The sequence below is a fragment of the Streptomyces sp. NPDC016459 genome (assembly GCF_040632845.1).
Lineage (GTDB): Bacteria > Actinomycetota > Actinomycetes > Streptomycetales > Streptomycetaceae > Streptomyces.
In genome coordinates, this window is record NZ_JBEYCR010000002.1 from 964,084 (window position 1) to 980,444 (window position 16,361).

At 72.2% G+C, this 16,361-nt stretch carries 11 protein-coding genes and 3 pseudogenes; 10 read left to right on the forward strand and 4 right to left on the reverse strand.

Translation table 11 applies throughout. The features are described 5' to 3' along the window. Positions 1–30: 30 nt before the first annotated feature. Both ABZ567_RS10045 and ABZ567_RS10050 read left to right on the forward strand, forming a co-directional pair. Positions 31–576, forward strand: coding sequence for a TetR/AcrR family transcriptional regulator (locus tag ABZ567_RS10045; RefSeq protein ID WP_360786545.1), 546 nt, complete (start codon positions 31–33; stop codon positions 574–576). A 75-nt stretch (positions 577–651) separates the two neighbouring features. Beyond that, positions 652–1,983, forward strand: coding sequence for an MFS transporter (locus tag ABZ567_RS10050; protein ID WP_360786454.1), 1,332 nt, complete (start codon positions 652–654; stop codon positions 1,981–1,983). A 9-nt stretch (positions 1,984–1,992) separates the two neighbouring features. On the opposite strand, the gene ABZ567_RS10055 is transcribed toward ABZ567_RS10050, so the two are convergent. Further along, the gene (locus tag ABZ567_RS10055) at positions 1,993–2,952 is read right to left on the reverse strand and encodes a hypothetical protein (protein WP_360786456.1); all 960 of its coding nucleotides are present in this window, start codon (positions 2,950–2,952) and stop codon (positions 1,993–1,995) included. A gap of 287 nt (positions 2,953–3,239) precedes the next feature. Between ABZ567_RS10055 and cimA the strand changes: the two genes are divergently transcribed. After that, positions 3,240–4,856 (forward strand): citramalate synthase, encoded by a 1,617-nt coding sequence (gene cimA / locus ABZ567_RS10060; RefSeq protein ID WP_360786457.1) that lies wholly within the window; start codon positions 3,240–3,242, stop codon positions 4,854–4,856. A gap of 99 nt (positions 4,857–4,955) precedes the next feature. Beyond that, positions 4,956–6,320 (forward strand): hypothetical protein, encoded by a 1,365-nt coding sequence (locus ABZ567_RS10065; RefSeq protein WP_360786459.1) that lies wholly within the window; start codon positions 4,956–4,958, stop codon positions 6,318–6,320. Between the two features lie 19 nt (positions 6,321–6,339). On the opposite strand, the gene dnaN is transcribed toward ABZ567_RS10065, so the two are convergent. Next, the gene (gene dnaN / locus ABZ567_RS10070; protein ID WP_360786461.1) at positions 6,340–7,443 is read right to left on the reverse strand and encodes a DNA polymerase III subunit beta; all 1,104 of its coding nucleotides are present in this window, start codon (positions 7,441–7,443) and stop codon (positions 6,340–6,342) included. A 47-nt stretch (positions 7,444–7,490) separates the two neighbouring features. Between dnaN and ABZ567_RS10075 the strand changes: the two are divergent. Then, positions 7,491–7,727 (forward strand): annotated as a pseudogene (locus ABZ567_RS10075) (serine hydrolase domain-containing protein); the annotation flags it as partial. 298 nt (positions 7,728–8,025) lie between these two features. On the opposite strand, the gene ABZ567_RS10080 reads toward ABZ567_RS10075, so the two are convergent. Continuing rightward, positions 8,026–8,637, reverse strand: coding sequence for a YceI family protein (locus ABZ567_RS10080; RefSeq protein ID WP_360786463.1), 612 nt, complete (start codon positions 8,635–8,637; stop codon positions 8,026–8,028). A 246-nt stretch (positions 8,638–8,883) separates the two neighbouring features. On the opposite strand from ABZ567_RS10080, the gene ABZ567_RS10085 reads away from it, so the two are divergent. From ABZ567_RS10085 to ABZ567_RS10105, 5 genes and pseudogenes are all read left to right on the forward strand, one after another. Then, a complete protein-coding gene (locus ABZ567_RS10085) occupies positions 8,884–9,393 on the forward strand; it encodes a hypothetical protein (protein ID WP_360786465.1) in 510 nt (169 codons plus the stop codon). A 127-nt stretch (positions 9,394–9,520) separates the two neighbouring features. Beyond that, the gene (locus ABZ567_RS10090) at positions 9,521–13,378 is read left to right on the forward strand and encodes an endo-alpha-N-acetylgalactosaminidase family protein (RefSeq protein WP_360786466.1); all 3,858 of its coding nucleotides are present in this window, start codon (positions 9,521–9,523) and stop codon (positions 13,376–13,378) included. A gap of 54 nt (positions 13,379–13,432) precedes the next feature. After that, positions 13,433–14,140 (forward strand): annotated as a pseudogene (locus ABZ567_RS10095) (polysaccharide lyase family 8 super-sandwich domain-containing protein); the annotation flags it as partial. A 179-nt stretch (positions 14,141–14,319) separates the two neighbouring features. Beyond that, on the forward strand, positions 14,320–15,903 hold the full coding sequence (locus tag ABZ567_RS10100) for an acyl-CoA carboxylase subunit beta (RefSeq protein WP_360786468.1): 1,584 nt from the start codon (positions 14,320–14,322) through the stop codon (positions 15,901–15,903). Positions 15,904–15,917: 14 nt separating this feature from the next. After that, positions 15,918–16,112 carry an acyl-CoA carboxylase subunit epsilon gene (locus ABZ567_RS10105; protein ID WP_360786469.1) on the forward strand — a complete coding sequence of 65 codons (195 nt, stop codon included), beginning with the start codon at positions 15,918–15,920 and terminating at the stop codon, positions 16,110–16,112. A 144-nt stretch (positions 16,113–16,256) separates the two neighbouring features. Here the strand turns inward: ABZ567_RS10105 and ABZ567_RS10110 are convergent. Next, positions 16,257–16,361: pseudogene (locus ABZ567_RS10110) on the reverse strand (ATP-binding protein); the annotation flags it as partial.

The window sequence follows — 16,361 nt, forward strand, 5'->3', positions numbered from 1 at the left end:
CCGCCCCGGGAGGACGTGCTCGCCGCCGCCATGGGCACGATCGCCGAGCGGGGGCTCGACGGCCTGACGATGGCCGGGCTGGGGCGGCAGGTCGGCATGAGCAGCGGGCACCTCCTCTACTACTTCCGCACCAAGGACGAGCTGCTGCTCCGGACCCTGGAGTGGAGCGAGGGACGGCTCGGGGCCGAGCGGAGCGCGCTGCTCTCCGGCCCCGGGACCGCCCGCGAGCGGCTCGACGGGTACGTCGACGTGTACGTGCCCGACGGGCCGCGCGACCCGCACTGGACGCTGTGGCTGGAGGTCTGGAACCGGTCGCAGAGCGCCGACGACGACGCCCGCGCCCGGCAGGCCGCCATCGAGGGCGCCTGGCACCGGGACCTGGTCGCGATCCTCGCCGAGGGGGTCTCGCGCGGGGAGTTCCGCGCGGTCGACCCCGACCGGTTCGCGGCCCGGATGCGGGCCCTGCTCGACGGCTTCAGCGTGCACGTCGCCGTCGGCATCCCGGGCACCGGACGGGATCAAGTCCTCGCTCACGTAAGGGAGTTCATCGCCGAAACCCTGATCTCGCGACCGTAACGCACGCAAGTACTCCCGATCGTTGCCCGCCGTGACCTTGTGACGCGCGCAGCGGGTCCGGCACGGTTTCGGACCATGGGACGAGAGCACTGGAAGAAGATCTGGGTCGGGTCGGCCGGCAACATGGTCGAGTGGTTCGACTGGTTCGTGTACGCGAGCTTCGCCACCTACTTCGCCGGCGCCTTCTTCCCCGAGGGCAACGACACCGCCAAACTCATGAACACCGCCGGCATCTTCGCCGTCGGCTTCTTCATGCGGCCCGTCGGCGGCTGGCTCCTCGGCCGGGTCGGCGACCGCAAGGGGCGCAAGGCCGCCCTCACCCTCACCGTCACCCTGATGTCCGCCTCGGCGCTCCTCATCGCGATCGCGCCCACCTACGCCGTCGCGGGATACGGCGGCGCCGCCGTCCTCCTGGTCGCCCGCCTCCTCCAGGGGCTCTCCGTCGGCGGCGAGTACGCCGCCAGCGCCACCTATCTCACCGAGGCCTCCGCCCCCAAGCACCGCGGCTTCGCCTCCAGCTTCCAGTACGTCTCGATGACCGTCGGCCAGATCCTCGGGCTCGGCCTGCTGCTCGTCCTCCAGCACACCCTGTCCAGCGAGGCCCTGCACAGCTGGGGCTGGCGCATCCCCTTCGTCATCGGCGCCCTCGGCGCGGCCGTCGTCTTCTACCTGCGCCGCACCATGCTGGAGACCGAGGTGTACGAGGAGACCGCCGACGACGCGGTCGCGAGCGACCAGAAGGGCACCCTCACGGCGCTCTGGGCGCATCGGCGCGAGGCCTTCCTCGTCGTCGCGCTCACCATGGGCGGGACGGTGGCCTACTACACGTACACCACCTACCTCACCAAGTACCTGTCCAACTCCGCCGGACTCCCCAAGCAGACCGCGACCCTGGTCTCCTTCTGCGCCCTGATCGTCTTCGCCTGCCTCCAGCCGCTGGCCGGACACCTCTCCGACCGGGTCGGCCGCCGCCCGCTCCTGATCACCTTCGCCGTGGGGTCCACCCTGCTCACCGTGCCGATCATGACGATGATGCGGCACGCGGGCTCCTTCTGGCCCGCACTCGGGCTCTCCCTCCTCGCCCTCGTCGTCATCACCGGCTACACCTCCATCAACGCCTGCGTGAAGGCCGAGCTCTTCCCCACCGGCATCCGCGCCCTGGGCGTCGCCCTGCCGTACGCCGTCGCCAACGCCCTCTTCGGCGGCACCGCCGAATACGTGGCCCTCTGGTTCAAGGACGCAGGCATCGAGTCTGGCTTCTTCTGGTACGTGGCGGGCTGCGCGGCCGTCTCGCTGGTCGTCTACCTCACGATGCGGGAGACCCGCGACATCGACCTGGGCCGGATCGGGGCGGGGAGGCAGGAGCGGGCCGGCGAACAGGAGAAGGCGTCGGCCCCCGCCGTCTGACCGCTCCGCTCACGGGCTCGCGCTCGCGCGGGCGCTCTCCACCCGCTGCTGCAGCTTCTGGAGGAGGCCCCGGGCGCGCGGGCCCAGGGCCGCGGCGTCGGCACGGGTCTCGTAGGCGAGCACGCTCACCACGGTGTCGCCCGTCCGGCCCGTGTACTGGACGTACGGGAGATCGGTCTCGGCGCCGGCGGCGTCCGCCGTCAGGGTCCCCTCCTCGGCCACCGCCTGATCGAGTCCCGTCACCTCGGGCGCCGCGGCCTGGCGGACCGCGGACCAGCGCGTCTTCTCGGACGTCTGCGTCGGGCAGCGGCGCGTGGTGTCCTCCGCGCTGTCGACGTACGCCTCGGCCGTCTCCGCGTCCACGAAGACCCGGACCTCGGTGGTCGAGTAGAGATTCGACCGGCTGCTCTGCACGGTGCGGGTGATCGCGGCCAGGGTGCCCGACCTGGCCGCCCGGTCGAAGCCCTTGCAGTCCTGCCCCACCTCGTACTCGCCCGCCGGGTCCCGCTCGTACGGGTCACCCTTCGTGTAGCCGGCACCCCAGTCCTCCGGGGTCATGGCCACGCGCTTGGCCAGGGCCCGCGCCCGCGCACGGGAGGGGGAGGAGTCGGGGGGCGGGCTCGACGCCGCCGGGGTCGGCGAGTTCGCCGTCGTGGGGCTGTCGTCGTCTCCCCCGCCGAGGAGGGCGACCAGGCCGACGCCCAGCGCCGCCGCCACCAGCACCGCGCCGACGGCGATCAGGGCGACGCGGCGACGGCCGTCCCCGCCGGGGGACGGCGAGGGCCCCGAAGGGGAGCGGGAGTCCTGGCCCGTACCGCGACCGGTCCCGTGGCCGCGCTCGGGCTCGGGCGGCTGGAGCGGTCCGGGAGGCGGCCCCGAGGGAGGTCCGGACGGCGGTCCCGACGGGGGCCCGGAAGGTGGTGGTGTGTTCACGCGGATGATCCGTACCACCGGCGGCACCGACCGCATCCTGAGACCGTACTGCTGTCACTCGCGCGGCTGTGTCAGACTTCCGGCGTGCTTGCTACCACGATGATTATCGGCAGCGGCGCGCCGGTCCGCAGTGGCCACTGAAACGCGGCTCGACCCCCGCGGCAGTGGACACCGTGCCCCAGACCCGCGCGCAGACCTCTCGCACCCGCGAGGGGTTTTTTCGTTTTCCGGCCCCACCCACGCCGGAAGCGGACGACGCGTGAGAATGGGGGCAAGTGGATCCAGACCTTCCGGAGCCACATCCGACAGGAGCCATCACAGTCATGACCACGGAGAACGCCGAGAGCTCGCGCCTCGACGACAGCTTCCATGTCTTCGACACGACGCTGCGCGACGGGGCGCAGCGTGAAGGCATCAACCTCACCGTCGCGGACAAGCTGACCATCGCCCGGCACCTCGACGAGTTCGGTGTGCGCTTCATCGAGGGCGGCTGGCCCGGCGCCAACCCGCGCGACACGGAGTTCTTCGCCCGCGCCACGCAGGAGATCGCGTTCAAGAACGCGCAGCTCGTCGCGTTCGGCGCCACCCGCAGGGCGGGCGGCGACGCCGCCGAGGACCCGCAGGTCAAGGCCCTCCTCGCCTCCGGCGCCCCGGTCATCACGCTGGTTGCCAAGTCCCACGACCGGCACGTCGAACTCGCCCTGCGCACCACCCTCGACGAGAACCTGGAGATGGTCCGCGACACCGTCGCCCACCTGCGCTCCCAGGGCCGCCGCGTCTTCGTCGACTGCGAGCACTTCTTCGACGGCTACAAGGCCAACCCCGACTACGCCAAGGCCGTCGTCCGCGCCGCGCACGAGGCCGGTGCCGACGTCGTCATCCTCTGCGACACCAACGGCGGCATGCTGCCGGCCCAGATCCAGGCCGTCGTCGCCACCGTCCTCGCCGACACCGGGGCCCGCCTCGGCATCCACGCCCAGGACGACACCGGCTGCGCCGTCGCCAACACCCTCGCCGCCGTCGACGCCGGCGCCACCCACGTCCAGTGCACCGCCAACGGCTACGGCGAGCGGGTCGGCAACGCCAACCTCTTCCCCGTCGTCGCGGCCCTCGAGCTCAAGTACGGCAAGAAGGTGCTGCCCGACGGCGCCCTCGCCGAGATGACCCGCATCTCGCACGCCATCGCCGAGGTCGTCAACCTCACCCCCTCCACCCACCAGCCGTACGTCGGCGTCTCCGCCTTCGCCCACAAGGCCGGACTCCACGCCTCCGCGATCAAGGTCGACCCCGACCTCTACCAGCACATCGACCCCGAGCTGGTCGGCAACACCATGCGGATGCTCGTCTCCGACATGGCCGGCCGCGCCTCCATCGAGCTCAAGGGCAAGGAGCTCGGCGTCGACCTGGGCGACGACCGCGACCTCGTCGCCCGGGTCGTCGAGCGGGTCAAGGAGCGCGAACTCCAGGGCTACACGTACGAGGCCGCCGACGCCTCCTTCGAGCTGCTCCTGCGCGAGGAGGTCGAGGGCCGCGCCCGCCGCTACTTCCGTACGGAGTCCTGGCGCGCGATCGTCGAGGACCGCCCCGACGGCACCCACGCCAACGAGGCCACCGTCAAGCTGTGGGCCAAGGGCGAGCGGATCGTCGCCACCGCCGAGGGCAACGGCCCCGTCAACGCGCTCGACCGCGCGATGCGGCTCGCCCTGGAACGGATCTACCCGCAGCTCGCCAAGTTCGAGCTGGTCGACTACAAGGTCCGCATCCTGGAGGGCCGCCACGGCACCGAGTCCACGACCCGCGTCCTGATCACCACCAGCGACGGCAACGGCGAGTGGTCGACGGTCGGCGTCGGGGAGAACGTGATCGCCGCCTCCTGGCAGGCCCTGGAGGACGCCTTCACCTACGGGGTGCTCCGGGCCGGGATCGACCCGTCCGAGTAGCTCGTACCGGCAGGGTCCGCGCGAAGGACCCACGCGAAGAGTTCGTACCGAAGAGTCCGTCTATGTCTAGTTCGACGCTGTTCGGGTAGGCGTCGAACCATGAGGACCAGGCCGCTCTCCGTACTCTCGGCCCTCGCCGGGCTGATACTCCTCCTGCTCCTGGCCCTGGCCCCCTCCTCGGGCGCCAGGGCCACGGGCATCCCCGACGCGGCCGCGGCGCTGAAACAGGGCCCGGTGTACGTCGATCCGGGCGCCGCCGACCAGCTGTCGAAGGCCCAGGCGGACGCCCTCGCGCAGAAGATCAAGGACGCGGACAAGCCGCTCTTCGTGGCCGTCCTGCCGGCGAACGCCCAGTTCCCGCCGGAGAACCTCTTCCAGAACCTGCGCACCCAGACCGGTGTCACCGGCCTCTACGCGATCCGGCTCGGCGACGGCTTCAACGCCCAGGCGGACCGCTCCGTGATCTCCCCCGACGCCGTGCGGAACCTCGTCACCTCCGTACGCCAGCCCGGCGTCGACGCGGCCACCGAACTCGACAACTTCGTCGACCAGGCCCTGCCCACCCTGCGCGGTTCCGCCCCCGCCACCTGGGGCTCCGTCGAGACCGACTCCGGCGTCCCGGTCGGCGGACTCATCACCCTCGGCGCTGTCGCAGCGGCCGGAGGCGCGGGCGCCTTCGCGGTCGTCCGCCGCAAGAGGCTCCGCAAGGAGGCCGAGGAGCGGGCGGCTCTCGACAAGCTGCGGGTCGTCGTCGACGAGGACATCACCGCCTTCGGCGAGGAACTCGAACGCCTCGACTTCCACCCCGCCGAGACCGGCGCCGACGACGCCATGCGCGGCGACTACGAACGCGCCCTCGACTCGTACGACAAGGCGAAGTCCCTCATGGCCTCCGCCACGCACCCCCACGACGTCCGCGCGGTCACCCAGGCACTGGAGGACGGCCGCTACTCCCTCGCGGTCCTCGGCGCCCGCCGAGAGTCCCACCCGCTCCCCGAGCGCCGCGCGCCCTGCTTCTTCGACCCGCGCCACGGCCCCTCCGCCGAGGACCGCACCTGGACTCCGGTCGGCGGCGCCGCCCGCCAGGTCCCGGTCTGTGCCGCGGACGCCGCCCGACTCGACGACGGCCTCGACCCGCTGGCCCGCACGGTCGACGCCGACGGAGTGCGCCGCCCCTACTGGGAGGCGGGCCCGGCCTACGGCCCCTGGGCCGGCGGCTACTTCGGCGGCGGCATCCTCCCCGGCCTCCTGATGGGCACGCTCCTCGGCTCCATGCTCGCCACCCCGGCCTACGCCTCCGAGTACGGCGGCGGCGAATTCGAGGGCGGCGACTTCTCGGGCGGCGACTACAGCTCGGGCGACTTCGGATCCAGCGACTTCGGCGGCGGTGACTCGGGCGGATTCGGCGGCGGCGACTTCGGCGGAGGTGGCGGCGGAGGCTTCGACGGTGGGGGCGGCTTCTGAGCGGCGCCCCCGCAGCTCCTCAGACCAGCGGCTTCACCGACATCAGCAGATGACGGTGGGCCTCGACCGGTCCGTCGGTGAGGAGGGCGCGCTGACCGGGCCCCAGTAGATGGAAGTGGACCTCCGGGGAGTCCAGCGAGGTGAGGGCGTCCAGGAGGTAACCCGGGTTGAACGCGACCGTCAGGGTGTCCGAGCCCGTGAGGGTGGACGGCAGGTGCTGGGAGGCGATGTCGTCCTCGTACCCCGCCTGGAGGTGGATCGCGGTGGGCGTGAAGGTCAGCTGCACCGGGCTGTCGCCCTCGGCGACGACCGCGACCCGCTTGACGGCCTCGCCCAGCGGGGTCCGGTCGGTCACCGCGACGGCCGGGTCGCCGAGCGCGAACAGCTTGTCGTGGCGGGGCAGACGCCCGTCGAGCAGACGGGTGGTGGTGCGCAGGCCGGCGCTCTCGAAGCCGACCGAGCCGCCGTCGAGGGCGAGCCGGGCGGGACCCGCGCCCGCGAGGGAGCGGGCGATCTCGGTCAGCCGGCGGGCGGGCACGACGACGTCCGCGTCCGCTCCCGGGGTGCCCGCCTCCGGCTTCCACTCCAGGGTCCGGACGGCGTAGCGGTAGCGGTCGGTGGCCGCCAGGGTCATGGTCGTCCCGTCCAGGGCGAGCCGTATCCCGGTGAGGACCGGCAGCGAGTCGTCCCGGCCCGCCGCCACCGCCACCTGGCCGACGGCCGTGGCGAACGCGTCCCCGTCCACCAGACCGCGGACCTCGGGCAGTGCGGGCTGGGCCGGGTAGTCGTCGAGCGGCAGCAGGGAGAGGCCGAAGCGGGCGTCGCCGGAGGTCACCGAGAGCCGGGCGCCCTCGACGGCGAGCTCCGTGCGGCCCCGGGGCAGCACCTTGCAGATGTCGAGCAGCCGCCGGCCCAGGACCAGCGCCCGTCCCTCGACATCCGTGTCGGCGTCGACCTCGATGTGGGCGGAGGCCTCGTGGTCGAGTCCGGAGACCCGCAGCCGCCCGTCCGCGGCGTCCAGGAGCAGACCGCCGAGAACCGGCATGGGGGAGCGGGCCGGCAGGACGCGCGCGGCCCAGGCCACGGCATCGGTCAACACGCCGCTGTCGATACGCAATTCCATGCCCCCGACGCTAGCGGCCCCCACTGACAACGGCGTTGACCGGCGGTTGGTGGCCCGAGTTCGCCGCCGAGGGCAAGGGCGAGCTGCCCCTGCGCCGGCGCTGCTCGCCCACCGTTCCGGAGTGATCGGCTCACGGGGCAGCGCACCTTCCGGGAGCCGGGCACGGGCCACGGCTACCACGGCCCGGCGATCGGCGCGCCCTGGTCGGCGAGGTGGTCCTGCGGGCCAGCGGCCGGACGCTCCAGGACCTGTTCGAGGAACGGGTCCGGGCTCCGTACGCGCTGACCCGCTTCTGAGCGCGGCCGCGATCGACCCAGCGGGCCCCCCGGCAGCCAGTCCTTCGCCGACCCGGCGACCGGTGTCGCCTACAGCTCCACCCGCCGCCGCTTTTCGTCTTCGCCGGGGGCCCCGGCGCCGCCGAGAACGCCTGCCCGATCCCGGCGGTGGTCGAGGCGGCCGCCCGCCGGGCCCGGAAACTCCGGGTCGACGCCGAGCGCCCGCCTCCGCTGCTGCGGAGGCGGGCGCGCTCGTGTGGTGCCGCCTCGTGCGTACCGACTCGTGGGTGGCGAAGGGAGGCCGAGGTCAGGCGGCGTTCTTGATCGCGGAGATGTCGAACGTCAGCTTGACCTTGTCGCTGACCATCACGCCACCGGTCTCCAGGGCTGCGTTCCAGGTCAGGCCCCATGCCGAACGCAGGATCTCGGCGGAGCCCTCGAAGCCGACGCGCTCGTTGCCGTAGACGTCGGTGGCCGAGCCGTTGAACTCCAGGTCGATGGAGAGCGGCTTGGTGACGTCCTTGATGGTGAGGTCGCCGGTGATCCGGTACAGGTCGCCGCCCAACTGCTCGGCCTCCGTGGAGCGGAAGGTCATCAGAGGGAACCGCTCGGCGTCGAAGAAGTCGCCGCTGCGGAGGTGGCCGTCGCGGTCGCCGATGCCGGTGTCGATGGAGGCGATCCGGACGTCGATGGAGGCGGAGGAGGCGGCCGGGTCGGCGCCGTCGAGCCTCAGGGTGCCCTCGTGCTCGGCGAAGGTGCCGCGCACGTTGGTGACCATGGCGTGGCGAACGGTGAAGCCGATGCTGCTGTGGGCGGGGTCGATGGTGTAGTCACCGGTCAGGGCGGCCAGGGCCGGGTCGACCGGGAGGGTGGCGACGGCGACGGCGGACTCGTTGCTCTTGCGGTTGAAGATGCCCATGACGTGCTCCTTGTCGGTGTGGGTCGAAACGTGTTGTTGAAGCTTCAACGAGAACGACTCTAACCTCATTCCGTTCAACATTCAACATCTCCAGGAGATATTCACCCTCACGGCGCCACCGGACCCCGCCGCCCTCTGGCGGACGCGCGTAGAACTGCGGCATCATCCCGGTGCGAGACGAGCACCAGCACCACCTGCACCCCCAGGACCACCCCCCGTCACGGTCACCAGCAGGAGGCATTCCCGATGAAGCTCCGCTCCGTCCTCACCGCCCTCGCCCTCGTCCTCGGCGCGCTCTTCGCGCCCGGCGTCGGGGTCCTCACCGCCGCCGGCGAGGCCCACGCGGTCACCAAGATCAGCCACGCCACCGCGACCTCGATGTTCCGGAACTCCGGCATCACCTGGTCCTCCTCCGGCGGCTGCTCCGACCGCTACAACTCCACCTGCACGTCCTTCGAGCAGCTCAACCTGGCCAGCGCCCAGGGCGCCCAGACCCTCAAGAGCGCCAGCGGCTGCGCCCTCAACATCACCGGCGGCACCGAGACCGGCCACGCGAGCGGCACGTACTCGCACTGGAACGGCTACAAGCTCGACTTCAGCAAGTACACCTGCGTCGGCAACTACATCAAGAACACCTTCACCTACATCGGCGTCCGCGGCGACGGAGCCCCGCAGTGGAAGTCCGGCGCCGGCAACATCTACGCCGACGAGGGCAACCACTGGGACGTGACCTTCTACAACTGCGGCGGCTGCTGACCCCCACCGAGCCCGACGAGCCCCCTTCGACGGTCACTTGGACTAACCGAAGGGGGTTCTTGGACTGGAGGGGCCCGCGCGGCGCGATCTCGTTGACGGTGCTGCCGGGCCGGGGCCAACTAGGCGCATGTCCCTCACCCGTTCGCGAAGAATCCGTGCCGCCTGCGCGCTCGTCGCAGCCTCGTCCGCCGTGTTCGCCCTGGCCGGGCCCGCCCTGGCGGAGGGTACGGCGGCCCCGGCGCCGCTCGCCGGGACCGCCGCGGCCGACACCCCGGTCATCGCCTCCCCGCAGCTCACCGTCGCCGTCGCCGAGGACTTCCCCCGCGTCCTCTCCTACACCGACCGCGCGAGCGGCGCCCGCCTCCTCGGCAGTACGGCCCCGGTCACACGGGTCGTCCTCAACGGCACCGCCCGCACCGTCCGGTCCGTCGGCGCCCCCGTCCTGACCGGGTCCACCGCCGCGTACACCCTCACCTTCCCCGAGCTGCCCGGCGTCGAGATCGACGCGAGCCTGGGCGTCGACGGCCGGACCACCGCCTTCCGGGTGACGGCCGTCCGCGACACCGAGGGCTTCCGGGTCGGCACGCTCGACATACCCGGCCACGACCTGGTCTCCGTCGGCTCGACGGACCCCGGCGCCGCGACCGCCTTCACCCGGCTCGACCCGGACTCCACCCGTACCGCCGACGTCTTCGCGCGGGTCACCGAGGCGACCGCCGTCGAGGCCGCCCCGGTCGGCGCGACCTACGCCCTGGTGAACACCGGCCGGCTCGCCGCCGCCGTCGAGTCCAACTCCAGCTACGACAAGCCGTCCGGGGCGTCCGCACGCGACGGCGCCCGCTTCTGGCACCAGGCCCGCAGGAGCGGCACCGAGACCCGCGTCGGCGTCTGGTCCGGCCAGTGGACCTACCGCGGCGAGGGCGCGCCGAGGCCCGCGAGCGGCGACGGTCTGCCCTGGGCCAAGGTCGTCGTCACCCCCGACGCCAACGCCGACGGCGCCACCGACTGGCAGGACGCCGCCGTCGCCTTCCGGACGATCGGGACCAAGGCCCCCGGCAGCGAGAAGACCCCCGGCCGGGTCGTCGCGCACATCCCGTTCAACTTCGCCTCCCAGGCCACCCACCCCTTCCTGCGGACGCTCGACGACGTCAAGCGGATCTCGCTCTCCACCGACGGACTGGGCCAGTTCGCGCTGCTCAAGGGGTACGGCTCCGAGGGCCACGACTCCGCCCACCCGGACTACGGCGGCAACTACAACAAGCGAGCAGGCGGCCTCGCCGACCTCAACGTCCTCCTCGCGGAGGGCCGGAAATGGGGCGCGGACTTCGGCGTCCACGTCAACGCCACCGAGTCCTACCCGGAGGCGAAGAACTTCAGCGAGACCCTCGTCGACAGGACCAGGCCCGGCTGGAACTGGCTCAACCAGAGCTACTACATCGACCAGCGGCGCGACCTCAACAGCGGCGACCTCGCCCGCCGCTTCAAGGAACTCCGCGACGAGACCGACCGCAACCTCTCCACGCTCTACATCGACGTCTACTACACCCACGGCTGGATCGCCGACGAGACCGTACGGGCCGTCCAGGCGCAGGGCTGGAACGTCGCCACCGAGTGGTCCGACAAGTTCGAGCGGTCCTCCCTCTGGTCCCACTGGGCCAACGACCTCGACTACGGCGGCGCCACCAACAAGGGCCTCAACTCGCAGATCATCCGCTTCATCCGCAACGGCGAGAAGGACGTCTGGAACGACCACCCGGTCCTCGGCCAGACCGCGCTCGTCGACTTCGAGGGCTGGACCGGCGAGACCGACTGGAACGACTTCACCGCCAACATCTGGCAGCGGAACCTGCCCGCCAAGTACCTCCAGCAGCAGCGGATCACCCGTTGGGCCGGCGACGACCTCACCTTCACCGGCGGCGTCCGGGGCACCGTCGAGAACGGCCGCCGCACCTTCTACGACCACGGCCGCAAGGTCCTCGACGGCGAGGACTACCTGCTCCCCTGGGACGGCGGCAAGAAGCTCTACCACTACAACAAGGCCGGTGGCAGCACCAGTTGGGCCGTCCCGGCCGGCGTCGGCTCGTACTCCGTGTACAGGCTCACCGACAACGGACGCGTGAAGACCGCCACCGTGCGGCCGAACGGCGGGCGGATCACCCTCGACGCCGTCGCCGGGCAGCCGTACGTGCTCCACCCCGACCGCGCCCCCGACCAGCCCGCCCCGCGCTGGGGCCAGGGCACCCCGGTCAAGGACCCCGGCTTCAACGACGCGAGGCTCACCGGCTGGACCAGGGCCGGCACCGTCACCCGTGACACCGACGACCAGGGCCGCAACAGCGCGAAGTTCTCCGGCACCGCCACCGCCTCCGTACGCCAGCAGATCACCGGCCTCACCCCCGGCGCGCGGTACACCGCCTCGGCCCTGATCGAGGTCCAGGCCGGTGCGACCCGGCCCACCACCCTCTCCGCGGGCGGCCGGTCAGTCACCGTCGCACGGTCCACCCTTCAGGACCGGGTCGCGGCCTCCGACTGGAACGGCACCCGCTTCCAGCGCGCCAAGGTGACCTTCACCGCCCCCGCGGGCGGCACCACCCCCCTGATGATCCAGACCGCCGGCGGCACCGCCGCCACCGTCCGGATCGACGACGTACGGATCGTCGCCAACGCCCCCGCCACCAAGCCCGGAACCCTGGTGTACGAGGACTTCGAGGCCGTCGACCAGGGCTGGGGCCCCTTCCTCAAGGGCGACTCCGGCGGTACGACCGACCCCCGCACCCACATCGCCCAGCTCCACGCGCCGTACACCCAGGCCGGCTGGAACGGGAAGCTGGTCGACGACGTCATCGGGGGCGCCGAGTCCCTCAAGTCCCACGACGAGAACAGCGGACTCGTCTACCGCACCGCGCCCTGGACCGTCCCGATGAAGGACGGCCACAGCTACCGGGTGGAGTACGCCTACCAGTCCAGCCACGCGGGCGCGTACGAGTGGATCACCGGGTACGACCGTCCGAGCGGCACCTCGGTGGAGACCCGCCGCACCCCCCTCGGGCAGCAGAGGACCGACGGCCGCTTCTCGGAGACCGTCACCGCCGGCTGCGGCGACACCTGGACCGGCCTGCGCAAGCGCGGTGACGCGCCCGACGGCGCCGACTTCGTCCTCGACGCCTTCACCGTCACCGACCTGGGCCCGGCCGCCGAGCGCGCCGCCTGTGGCACGCTCACCGTCACCGCGCCCGACACCCTGGAGCCCGGCCGCCCGAACCGGGTCACGGCCACCTTCGGCAACGACGAGACCACCGACGTCACCGGTGCCCGGGCCGCCCTCGCACTGCCCGAGGGCTGGACGGCGGAGCCGTCCGACCCCGTCACCCTCGGCACGGTCGCGGCGGGCGGGAAGGCCACCGTCACCTGGCGGGTCACCCCGCCGGTCGACGCGCCCTACCGGCCGTACCCCCTCGGCGCCTCCCTCACCTACGCCCTCGGCGGAGAGGAGCGCAAGCTCACCGCCGCCACCACCGCCCGCACCCTGCCCCCGCCGCCCACCGCCGACAGCTGGGCCAGTGACCTGGACTGGACGTCCGCCGCCAACGGCTGGGGGCCCGTCGAACGGGACCGGTCCAACGGCGAGACCGGCACCGACGACGGTTCCCCGCTGCGGATCGGGGGAGTGACGTACGCCAAGGGCCTGGGCAGCCACGCCCCCGCCACGGTCCGCTACTACCTGGGCGGCCGCTGCACCTCCCTCACCGCCCAGGTCGGCGTGGACGACGTCCAGACCGTCCGGGGCAGCGTCCGGTTCCATGTGCTCGCGGACGGCGCCGAGAAGGTGGCGTCCCCGGTCCTCGGGGCCACGGACCCGGCCTGGGCGCTCACCGCCGACGTCACCGGCGCCTCCTACGTCGACCTTGTGGTCGGCGACGGCGGCGACGGCAACGGCAACGACCACGCGGACTGGGGCGACGCCCGCTTCCACTGCGGAGGCTGACCGGACGCGCGCGGGCGCGCCGGAAGGCGCTTTCACCGGGGCGTGTGCCGTGCGGACGCGGTCGTCTGCCTCTGCGCCGGGATCACCGCGACCGACGGCGTGCCCGTCGGGACGGTCGTCGACAACCGTCTCCTCGGTGAGCCCGGCACCCAGGCCCTCACCACCGGCCGGGGCTGGGCGCAGCTGGAGGGCCACGGCGGCTGGGTCCTCCCGCACGGCACCGGAGACCTCCGCGCCCTTCGCGAGGACCGCACCGGGGCCTGGAGCGACATCAACACCACCAGTGCCACCGAGCGCCGCACCCGCCGCTACCAGACGCTCTGGCTCGACCACGGCACGGACCCGGTCGGTGCCTCGTACACGTACCTCCTGATGCCGGGCGCCTCCCGGCGCACCGTCGCCGCCCGCGCCGCCGGCCCCGGCCGGCTGCGCGTTCTCGACAACACCGCCGACCGGCAGGCGATAGCGGTCCCGTCCCTCGGAATGGCCGCCGCGAACTTCTGGCAGGCCGGTACGGTGGGACCCCTCACGGTCACCGCCCCCGCGAGCGTCCTCGTCCGGCGCCGCCGCTCCGTGCTCGACCTGCGGGTCTCCGAACCGCCCCGCACCGGGCAGCCGCTCGAACTGGTGTGGCGCGGCCCGGTCCGTCGGGGGCTCGCCCACGACCCCTCGGTGGAGGTGCTCGCGACCGGCGCCTCGCTGCGGCCGCGGATCACGCCCGGTACGGCGGGCGCCGCCCACCGCTGCGAGGTTCTCCTCTAGGCCGGTGTCGACGGCCAGTGGCGACGGTCTATGTGAGAACCCTACAAATACGAGGGGTGTCTGGCTGTTGACTCGGGCTGGACAGGGCCGCGTTCTGTCCAGCCTCGCCAGGATTCGACACGGGAGACTGTACGGAGTGGACGGCGGGGTTTTCTTGTCCGACTTCGTAGGGTCGGTACATGACCGTTGTGGACCAGATCCCGAGCGAGCCCGCTGACGCCCGTGGCCGTGTGGCCGAGCTGCACGTCCTGCGTGAGCAGGCCCTCCGCGGCCCGAGTGACCGCGCGACCGAGGCCCAGCACGCGAAGGGCAAGCTGACCGCGCGAGAGCGCATCGAGCTGCTGCTCGACCCTGGTTCCTTCAGCGAGGTGGAGCAGCTGCGCCGGCACCGCGCCTCGGGCTTCGGCCTGGAGGCGAAGAAGCCGTACACCGACGGTGTGATCACCGGGTGGGGCACGGTGGAGGGCCGGACGGTCTTCGTGTACGCGCACGACTTCCGGATCTTCGGCGGCGCACTGGGTGAGGCGCACGCCACGAAGATCCACAAGATCATGGACATGGCCATCGCGGCCGGCGCTCCGCTGGTCTCGCTCAACGACGGCGCGGGTGCCCGCATCCAGGAGGGCGTCTCGGCGCTCGCCGGCTACGGCGGCATCTTCCAGCGCAACACCCGCGCCTCGGGTGTCATCCCGCAGATCTCCGTGATGCTCGGCCCGTGCGCGGGCGGCGCGGCCTACAGCCCGGCGCTGACCGACTTCGTCTTCATGGTCCGTGAGACCTCGCAGATGTTCATCACGGGACCGGACGTCGTCAAGGCGGTCACCGGCGAGGAGATCACCCAGAACGGCCTCGGCGGCGCCGACGTCCACGCGGGCGTCTCCGGCGTCTCGCACTTCGCGTACGACGACGAGGAGACCTGCATCGCGGAGGTCCGCTACCTCCTGTCGATGCTCCCGCAGAACAACCGCGAGAACCCGCCGTCCGTCGCCTCCGAGGACCCGGCCGACCGCCGCTCCGAGGTCCTGCTCGACCTCGTGCCGGCCGACGGCAACCGCCCGTACGACATGCACAAGGTCATCGAGGAGCTCGTCGACGACGGCGACTACCTGGAGATCCACGAGCGCTGGGCCCGCAACATCATCTGTGCCCTCGCCCGGCTCGACGGCCAGGTCGTCGGCCTCGTCGCCAATCAGCCCCAGACGCTGGCCGGCGTCCTCGACATCGAGGCCTCCGAGAAGGCCGCGCGCTTCGTGCAGATGTGTGACGCCTTCAACATCCCGATCATCACCCTTCTGGACGTCCCCGGCTTCCTCCCGGGCGTCGACCAGGAGCACGGTGGAATCATCAGGCACGGCGCCAAGCTGCTCTACGCGTACTGCAACGCGACCGTGCCCCGGATCTCCCTGATCCTGCGCAAGGCCTACGGCGGCGCTTACATCGTCATGGACTCCCAGTCCATCGGCGCCGACCTGACGTACGCCTGGCCCACCAACGAAATCGCGGTCATGGGCGCCGAGGGCGCCGCCAACGTGATCTTCCGCAAGCAGATCGCGGACGCCGAGGACCCCGAGGCCATGCGCAGCCGCATGGTCAAGGAGTACAAGGCCGAGCTGATGCACCCGTACTACGCGGCGGAGCGCGGTCTGGTCGACGACGTCATCGACCCGGCCGACACCCGCCAGGTGCTCATCCGGTCCCTCGCGATGCTCCGCACCAAGCACGCCGACCTGCCGTCCCGCAAGCACGGCAACCCGCCTCAGTAAGAGGAGCCATCCACGTGAGTACCCCTGCCAACCTTCTCCGAGTCGAGAAGGGCCACGCCGACCCCGAGGAGCTCGCCGCCATCACGGCGGTCCTGCTCGCCCGCGCGGCCTCTCAGCCCGAGCCGGCGGGCCACCACGGCCGCACCACGGCCCGCTGGCGCCGCCTGGAGCGCGAGCACGGCTTCCGCGCCCCGCACAGCTGGCGCTGACCGCGCCCGTACCGAAGGCCCCCGCTCCGTCACAGGAGCGGGGGCCTTCGGCGTGCCGTGCCCCGTCGGGAGCACGGCAGAGGCCCCGCGGCACCGAGGGGGTGCGCGGGGCCTCTCACATCCGTACCGGACGCCTGCCGGGACTTACCGCAGTCGGGCCATGAGGGCGTGCTCCACGAGCGTGATGAGAGCGCTCTTGGCGTCGGCGCGGTGGCGGGCGTCGGTGGTGATGATGGGGGTGTCGGGGCC

Coding starts and splice junctions, on each gene's coding strand:
- ABZ567_RS10045 (WP_360786545.1), top strand. CDS start 31: ATGGGCACGATCGCCGAGCGGGGGCTCGACGGCCTGACGATGGCCGGG.
- ABZ567_RS10050 (WP_360786454.1), top strand. CDS start 652: ATGGGACGAGAGCACTGGAAGAAGATCTGGGTCGGGTCGGCCGGCAAC.
- ABZ567_RS10055 (WP_360786456.1), bottom strand. CDS start 2,952: ATGCGGTCGGTGCCGCCGGTGGTACGGATCATCCGCGTGAACACACCA.
- cimA (WP_360786457.1), top strand. CDS start 3,240: ATGACCACGGAGAACGCCGAGAGCTCGCGCCTCGACGACAGCTTCCAT.
- ABZ567_RS10065 (WP_360786459.1), top strand. CDS start 4,956: ATGAGGACCAGGCCGCTCTCCGTACTCTCGGCCCTCGCCGGGCTGATA.
- dnaN (WP_360786461.1), bottom strand. CDS start 7,443: ATGGAATTGCGTATCGACAGCGGCGTGTTGACCGATGCCGTGGCCTGG.
- ABZ567_RS10080 (WP_360786463.1), bottom strand. CDS start 8,637: ATGGGCATCTTCAACCGCAAGAGCAACGAGTCCGCCGTCGCCGTCGCC.
- ABZ567_RS10085 (WP_360786465.1), top strand. CDS start 8,884: ATGAAGCTCCGCTCCGTCCTCACCGCCCTCGCCCTCGTCCTCGGCGCG.
- ABZ567_RS10090 (WP_360786466.1), top strand. CDS start 9,521: ATGTCCCTCACCCGTTCGCGAAGAATCCGTGCCGCCTGCGCGCTCGTC.
- ABZ567_RS10100 (WP_360786468.1), top strand. CDS start 14,320: ATGACCGTTGTGGACCAGATCCCGAGCGAGCCCGCTGACGCCCGTGGC.